The 8,306-nt window shown below is 69.8% G+C and carries 4 protein-coding genes; 3 read left to right on the top strand and 1 reads right to left on the bottom strand.

All coding sequences use genetic code 11. From position 1 onward, the window contains the following. The coding region (locus tag AB7O82_RS35285) for an SDR family NAD(P)-dependent oxidoreductase (RefSeq protein WP_428621576.1) at positions 1-358 on the bottom strand (358 nt) is incomplete at its 3' end. Between the two features lie 317 nt (positions 359-675). On the opposite strand from AB7O82_RS35285, the gene AB7O82_RS35280 reads away from it, so the two are divergent. The 3 genes from AB7O82_RS35280 (at position 676) to AB7O82_RS35270 (ending at position 7,650) form a co-directional block, all read left to right on the top strand. Next, a complete protein-coding gene (locus AB7O82_RS35280) occupies positions 676-4,035 on the top strand; it encodes a DUF2126 domain-containing protein (protein ID WP_428621574.1) in 3,360 nt (1,119 codons plus the stop codon). 210 nt (positions 4,036-4,245) lie between these two features. Further along, entirely contained in the window at positions 4,246-6,759 is a 2,514-nt protein-coding gene (locus AB7O82_RS35275) for a circularly permuted type 2 ATP-grasp protein (protein WP_428551571.1), read from the top strand. 12 nt (positions 6,760-6,771) lie between these two features. Beyond that, complete coding sequence (locus tag AB7O82_RS35270; RefSeq protein ID WP_428551568.1) at positions 6,772-7,650, top strand: transglutaminase family protein; 879 nt, start codon at positions 6,772-6,774, stop codon at positions 7,648-7,650. The last annotated feature ends 656 nt before the right edge of the window (positions 7,651-8,306 follow it).

The raw sequence follows: 8,306 nt of genomic DNA, 5'->3' as shown, positions 1-8,306 counted from the left end.
TGAAGTTCAGCGCCACGATGCGGTCGAACAATTGCTCGGGCGTCTCGAGCGACGACGGCGCGAGCGGCGAGGAGCCGGCGTTGTTGACCAGGATGTCGACCTTGCCGAAGGCTGCGTAGGCGGCATCTGCCAGCCCCTCGAGCTCGTGCCAGTTGGCGACGTTGCAGGCGTAGGTCGCGGCCTTTCGCCCCATCGCCCGCACCTCGGCCGCGACCTTCTCGCAGGCCTCGAGCTTGCGGCTGGTGATGAACAGGTCGGCGCCGTGGGCGGCGAACGCCTTGGCCATCTGATAACCCAGCCCGCGGCTGCCGCCGGTTATCAGAGCGACCTTGCCGGTGAGATCGAAGTAGTCGGTCATGGGGCCAATCCAGCACAGGCGGCGTGCGATGGGAACGGGGTGCGGCCGCAGTTCAAAACCTCCTCCCCAGCGTCTTCGCTGGGGAGGTGTCGCGTTATACGCGACGGAGGGGGTCATGGTCTCTTGGACCGCGGGCGTCCCGCCCGCTCATGCTCATGATCATGATCATGAGCGGGCGGGACGCCCGCGGTCCACCCTTGACCCCTCCGTCGCGTAAGATGCGACACCTCCTCCGGAAGACGGGGGAGGCAGTGACAACCAGATAGTGGCATGTCACTTGCTACGTCCATCCTGGAACGGAAATCGGGCTCGCCGGCATGAGCATACACGTCGCGTTGCATCATCGGACGACCTACGAGTACGACCGGCCGGTGGCGCTCGGGCCGCAGGTGGTGCGGCTGCGCCCGGCGCCGCATGCGCGTACCGCCGTGCTGTCCTATTCGCTCGAGATCGAGCCCAAGCCGCACTTCATCAACTGGCAGCAGGATCCGCAGGGCAATCACCTGGCGCGCCTGGTGTTCCCCGAGAAGACCCGGAAGTTCGAGATCGTGGTCGACCTGGTCGCCGACATGACGGTGATCAACCCGTTCGATTTCTTCCTCGAGCCCGGCGCCGAGCACTGGCCGTTCGTCTACGATCCCTCGCTTGCCGAGGAGATCGCGCCGTTCCGCAAGCGCGAGCCGGCGGGCCCGCTTCTCGCCGCCTGGCTGGCCCAGGTCGATCGCCGCCCGCAGCGTACCGTCGACTTCATCGTCGGCCTCAACGCCCGCCTGCAGAAGGACATCGGCTACATCGTCCGCCTCGAGCCCGGCGTGCAGACCTGCGAGGAGACGCTGGCGCTGGCCAAGGGATCGTGCCGCGACACCGGCTGGCTCCTGGTTACCATCCTGCGCCATCTCGGCTTCGCCGCGCGCTTCGCTTCGGGCTACCTGATCCAGCTCACGCCCGATGAGAAGCCGCTCGAGGGACCGGAAGGACCGACGCACGATTTCACCGACCTGCACGCGTGGTGCGAGGTCTACCTGCCGGGCGCCGGCTGGATCGGCCTCGACCCGACCTCGGGCCTGCTGACCGGCGAGGGCCACATCCCGCTCGCCTGCACGCCCGAGCCGTCGAGCGCCGCGCCGATCGAGGGTGGCGTCGACGAGTGCGAGGTCGAATTCTCGCACCACATGTCGGTCAGGCGCGTGCGCGAGACGCCGCGCACCACCAAGCCCTACACCGAGGAGCAATGGAGCGCCCTGCTCGCGGTCGGCGAGACGATCGAGCGCGACATCGCAGGCGGCGATCTCAAGCTCACCATGGGCGGCGAGCCGACCTTCGTGTCGGTCGACGACATGGACGGCGCGGAATGGAACACCCTGGCGCTGGGGCCCGAGAAGCGCCGACTGGCCGGCCTCTTGTTCCGCAAGCTCGCCAACCGCTTCGCCAGCGGGCCGCTGCTGCATTTCGGCCAGGGCAAATGGTATCCCGGCGAGCAGCTGCCGCGCTGGGCGCTCGGCTGCCACTGGCGCAGGGACGGCGAGAAGATCTGGCGCGATCCGCATCTCTACGGGCTCGAGAGCAAGCCCAGCGGGGCCACGCCGGAGATCGCGCAGCGCTTCGCGCTGGCCTTCGCCGAGCGCCTGCAGATCGATCCGGGCTACCTGTTCAGCGCCTTCGAGGACACCTGGTACTATCTGTGGCGCGAGCGCCGGCTGCCGAGCAACGTCGCGGTCGACGCCGCCAAGGTCAGGGACGAGATGGAGCGCGAGCGGCTCGCACGCATCTTCGAGAAGGGACTCGAAGCCCCTGTCGGCACCGTGCTGCCGGTGCAGCGCGAGCACAACGGCCGCGGCCGCTGGCGCAGCGGCCCATGGTTCCTGCGCTCGGAGAAATGCTACCTGATCCCGGGCGACTCGCCGCTCGGCTATCGCCTGCCGCTCGATTCGCTGCCCTGGGTGGCGCCGGGCGATGCAGACTACATCGTCGAGCCCGACCCGATGGCGCCGCATCCCGACCTGCCGCCACTCGACGCTTTCCGCCGCGCCCCGGTGCTGCGCCCGCAGGCGCCCGGCATGCCCAACCGCTACGACGGCGACGCCGACGGCGAAGCGCGACGCGAAGCGTGGCGCCGCGCGCTCGCCCCCGACCTCGCGCCGCGTCCCGGAATCGGCAGCTCGGCCAGCCACATCGTGCGCACCGCCATCGCGTTCGAACCGCGCGACGGCCATCTCTTCGTCTTCATGCCGCCGACCGAGCGCACCGAGGACTACCTCGAGCTGATCACCGCGGTCGAGGACACCGCCGAGGAGCTCGGCCAGCCGGTGTTCATCGAGGGCTATCCGCCGCCGGCCGGCGATTCGCGCCTGGTTCACTTCAGCATCACGCCCGATCCCGGAGTCATCGAGGTCAACATCCATCCCTCCGCCAGCTGGCGAGAGATCGTCGACAAGACCGAGATCGTCTACCAGGAAGCGCGCACGACACGGCTCGGCACCCAGAAGTTCATGATCGACGGCCGCCATACCGGCACCGGCGGCGGCAACCACGTCACCCTGGGCGGCCCGACGGCGCCTGAGTCGCCGCTGCTGCGCCGGCCCGACCTGCTGAAGAGCCTGCTGGGCTACTGGCTCAACCATCCGTCGCTGTCGTACCTGTTCTCCGGCCTGTTCATCGGCCCGACCAGCCAGCATCCGCGCGTCGACGAGGCGCGCAACGACGCCCTGCACGAGCTGGAGATCGCCTTCCGCCAGATCGAGCCCGGCAAGCCGGTGCCGCCGTGGTTCGTCGACCGCGTGTTCCGCAACCTGCTGGTCGACGCCACCGGCAACACCCATCGCACCGAGTTCTGCATCGACAAGCTGTTCACGCCCGACAGCGCTGCCGGCCGGCGCGGGCTCCTGGAGATGCGCGCCTTCGAAATGCCGCCGCACTGGCGCATGAGCGTGGCCCAGCAGGCGCTGCTGCGCGGCCTGGTCGCCAGGTTCTGGGACCGCCCCTACGAGCGGCCGCTGAGCCGCTGGGGCACGCGCCTGCACGACGATTTCATGCTGCCGCACTTCGTCTGGCAGGACTTTGGCGAGGTGCTGGCCGATCTCGGCGAGGCACGCTACGCGTTCAAGCCGGAGTGGTTCGCGCCGCATTTCGAGTTCCGCTTCCCGCACATCGGCGAGGTCGCCCAGCGCGGCATCGCGGTCGAGCTGCGCCACGCGCTCGAGCCGTGGCACGTGCTGGGCGAGGAGCCGGGCGGCGGCGGCACGGTGCGCTACGTCGACAGCTCGGTCGAGCGCCTGCAGGTCAAGGTCGAGGGGCTGAACGACCGCCGTCACGTCGTCGCCTGCAACGGCTGGCGCCTGCCCTTGCGCGCGACCGGCACCGCCGGCGAGTACGTCGCCGGCGTGCGCTATCGCGCCTGGCAGCCGGCCAATGCCCTGCATCCGACCATCGGCGTGCACGCGCCGCTCACGTTCGACCTCTACGACACCTGGAGCGGCCGCTCGGTCGGCGGCTGCACCTATCACGTCGCCCATCCCGGCGGCCGCAACTACGACCGCATGCCGGTCAACGCCAACGAAGCCGAAGCCCGCCGCCGCGCCCGCTTCTTCCCGATCGGCCACTCCGCCGGCGAGACGCCGGAGCCGAAGCCGCTCGACAACCCGGAGCATCCGCTGACGCTGGATTTGCGCAGGGCGTGAATCTTCTCCTCCCCAACGAAGTTGGGGAGGTGTCGCGTCACACGCGACGGAAGGGTCATGATCATGCGGACCGCGGGCGTCCCCCGCTCTTCGTCATGATCATGACTCATGAGCGGGCGGGACGCCCGCGGTCCGCATGAGAACGAGAGTAGACCCCACCTTCGGCCCATGCCAGCCTAGCGCCCCCTTCCTCGCTCTCCCCACAGGTCCATGGAGTCCCTGCGCGGCCTCACTTCTTCGCCGGCGAGCGCTTACGATGAACTGGTCACCGGCCAGAAGTCGATCCGCTATCACTGGCAAGGCATCCTGAGCGTCATCCGCTCGCTTCCCGGCGGGCTCGGCGAGCGCGTCGAGAGCGCGCGCCGCCAGCTCGAGGAGTCGGGCGCGACGGTCAACCTGCTCGACGACCGCGCCGCGCCGCGCTGGAGCCTCGACCCGCTGCCCTTCGTGATCACGCCCGACGAATGGTCGACCATCGAGAGCGGGGTGATCCAGCGCGCCCACCTGCTCGACGCCGTCCTGACCGACCTCTACGGCCCGCAGACGCTGCTGAGGCAAGGCCTGGTCCCGCCCATGCTGGTCCATGCCAACCGGCACTTCCTGCGGCCCTGCCGGGTGGTCGACGGCACGACGCCGGCGCACCGGCTGGCCCATCGGCTCAGCCACTATGCCGTCGACCTGGTGCGGCTCGGCAACGGCCAATGGCACGTGCTGGCCGATCATACCGAGCTGCCGTCGGGTATCGCCTACGCGCTGGAGATCCGCCGCGTCCTGGCCCGTGCCGTGCCCGAGGCGTTCCGCTCGATCCCGGTGCGCCATCTGCGGCCGTTCGTCGAGCGCTGGCACGAATCGCTGCTCGCGCTGGCGCCGCCAGGCATCGACAAGCCCAACATGGCGGTGCTGACGCCGGGCTCGCTGTCGGCGACCTATTTCGAGCATGTCTACCTGTCGCGCGCGCTCGGCGTGCCGCTGGTCGAGGGCGGCGACCTGGTGGCGCGCGACGGCGCCGTCTCGATCAAGACCCTGGCCGGGCTTCGACCGGTGCACATGCTGCTGCGCCGCCTCGACAGCTCGTTCGCCGATCCGCTGGAACTGCGCGCCGATTCCGCGCTCGGCATCACCGGCCTGGTCGAGACCACGCGCAACGGCCACCTGGCGCTCGCCAATGCGCTGGGCTCGGGCCTCGCCGAGACGCCCGCCCTGGTCCCCTTCCTCGAGAAGCTGGGCGAGCACCTGCTCGGCCAGAAGCTCGAGCTGCCGTCGCTCGACGTATGGTGGCTGGGCGAGCCGGCGGCGCTCGCCTTCGCGCTCGCCAACATCGACCTGATGATCGTGCGGCCCTGTCTCGGCCAGGATCGCGAGCCGATCATCGTCGGCATGCTCGATCCGCCCGAGCACGCCGCCCTGCTTCAGCGCATCCGCAGCCACCCCGGCCACTTCGTCGCCCAGTATCCGGTCGCCCCGTCGCTCAGCCCCAAATGGGACGGCAACAGCCTTGCACCCTCGGCCGTGGTGCTGCGCGTCTTCGCCAGTGCCGAGGGCGAGTCCTGGCGCGTCCTGCCGGGTGGCCTGGCGCGCGAGCCGAGCGGCGACACCTGCCTGCGCTCGCTCGGCCGGCTGAACGGCATCCTGAAGGACGCCTGGGTCCTGACCGAGGACAGCGCCGACGTGCAGCTGCCGCCGGCCCGCCGCTTCCACCAGCTGCCGGTCGAGCGCGGCGGCGGCGCCGACCTGCAGAGCCGCGTCGCCGACAATCTCTACTGGCTCGGCCGCTATATCGAGCGGCTCGACGGCGACGCCCGCCTGCTGCGCACCACCGTCAACCGCGTCGCCCAAGGCGCGGTCGGCCCGCGCGACGCCGTCGAGCTGCGCCTGCTCGGCCGCCTGCTCAGCAACGCCAACCTGATGTCGCAGGGCGCCGCCCTGTCGGCGCCGGAGAACGCCGCCTTCCAGCAGGGCCTCGCCTCGGTCGCCGCCGAGAATCGCGGGCTCACCAGCGCGCTCGAATCGATCCATCGCCTGACCAGCGCCATGCGCGAGCGCTTCTCGGTCGACATGATCACCGCCATCGGGCCGGGCATGGCCGAGCTGCGCCAGAGCCTGCTGGCGGCGCGCGGCAACCTCGATCCGCTGCTCGCCGCGCTCGACGACATCGTGCGCTTCGTCGCCGTGCTGTCGGGCCTCGCCCAGGAGAACATGACGCGGGGCACCGGCTGGCGCTTCCTCGATCTCGGCCGCCGGCTCGAGCGCGGCCAGTACATCGCCACCAGCGCGCTCGGCGCCTTCGCCCAGTCGCCGATCGACTGGGACGCCGCCATGCGCCTCGCCCTCGAGCTGTGCGACAGCACCATCACCTACCGCACGCGCTATCTCGGTCAGCTCCAGCCGGCGCCGGTGCTCGACCTGGTGATGCTCGACGACAGCAACCCGCGCTCGCTGGTCTTCCAGCTGCGCGCCCTCTCGCAGCATCTCGAGTTTCTCGGCCACGCGTCGGGCGTCGAGGTGCCGGCGCTGCCGCACAGCTTCATCGAGGATCTCGAGGGCGCCGTGCAGCAGTTCGCCGGCGACGAGCGGGCGTGGCGCCACGAGGGGCTGGCGCTGGCCATGCTGCGCGACATCACCGGCGAGACCGAGCGCCGGCTGGAGAAGCTCTCCGAGGTGATCACCCGCGCGTGGTTCAGCCATGTCGCCGCGGCGCAGACCGTCGGCTCGTCGACGGTCTGACGGAACCCGACGATGAAGTACCTGCTCTCCCATCGCACGACCTACAGCTACACCAGCAGCGTCGACTCGGCGCACCACATCGCCCACCTGCGGGCCCGCGCCTTCCCCGGCCAGACGGTCGAGTCGATCGGCATCGCCACCAACCCGATGCCGGCGATGGCGGTCCAGCATGTCGACCATTTCGGCAACAACGTCGACATCTACCGCATCGACAAGCCGCACACGCGCTTCGACATCGAGGTGCGCGCCGCCGTCGACGTGCGCTTCCCCGAGCCGCCGCCGTTCGAGAGCACGCCGCCGTGGGAGGCGATTCGCACCGCGCTCGACGGCAAGGGCTTCCCGGCGCCGATCGAGGCAGCCGAGTTCGTGCACGACTCGCCGCTGGTGCCCGAGGTCGAGGCGCTCAGGGCCTACGGCGCACAGTCCTTCACGCCGGGCCGGCCGATCCTCGCGGCGGCGCGCGAGCTCACGTCGCGCATCAAGGCCGATTTCGAGTACCACCCCGGCGCCACCGACATCAGCACGCCGCTCGCCGAGGTGTTCGACGGCAAGGCCGGCGTCTGCCAGGATTTCGCCCACGTCCAGATCGCCGCCCTGCGCGCCCACGGCCTCGCCGCGGGCTACGTCTCGGGCTACATCCGCACCATCCGTTCGAAGGACGAGACCGCGCTGCGCGGCGCCGACGCCAGCCACGCCTGGGTCGCCGTGTGGTGCGGCGAGCAGGCGGGGTGGGTCCATCTCGACCCGACCAACGACCTGATGGTGAGCGAGGACCACGTCGCCGTCGCCTGGGGCCGCGACTTCTCCGACGTGAGCCCGCTGCGCGGCGTCATCCTGGGCGGCGAGTCGCATTCCTATGGCGTCGCCGTGACCCTGGTCCCGGCCGACTGAACCGGCAGCCGCCGCCCTCGCCGGCGATGAATTCACGGCGTTGTCGCCGATAAAATCATCGACCGAGGGGGGCTCGATGCGCCGGGAGTCGTTGGCCGACAAGGGTTTTGTGCCCGTCAGACCGGCCTCGCCGCGCCTGATAACAGGGAAAATTATCAGGGAATTGCTCGCACCAGAGCAGGGGATTTCGAGTCACCGTATCAGGGAAGTTGAAGCAGCCGATCAGGGAACCCGGCGCCTCGGGCGGGCACCGGAGCACGCCATGGCTGGCGGCGAGCGCCACGCGCCGGCCGCCAGAATAGAACGACCCCGGATTCTTGCGTTCGGTGCGTTCGGTGCGTTCGGAGCCTTCCGAATCAAGGAGTTGGCCGAACGCAGGCGACCGTTCGGCAACGCCTCTTGCGTTCGGGGCCGCGGTTTTGCGTTCGGGGTCAACCCGTGCCGGCGCCGTCACGGGGTCGCCTTCACCTACATGGCCTTTTCTGGTCGGGCGTTCGCATATGGCCAAAAAAACCGTCATCCCGAGAAAGGCGCTTGCGAAGCAAGTGCGGTAAGCCGCCCGAAGGCCTGCCCTGAGCGCAGCCGAAGGGGGGCGCAGTCGTGGGACCTTTCTTGCTGAAGCTGCATCAAGTGAGGTTCCTCCGCTACGCCTCGCT

The sequence above is a fragment of the Reyranella sp. genome (genome assembly GCF_050185545.1).
Lineage (GTDB): Bacteria > Pseudomonadota > Alphaproteobacteria > Reyranellales > Reyranellaceae > Reyranella.
This window is presented reverse-complemented; position numbering and strand designations above follow the sequence as displayed.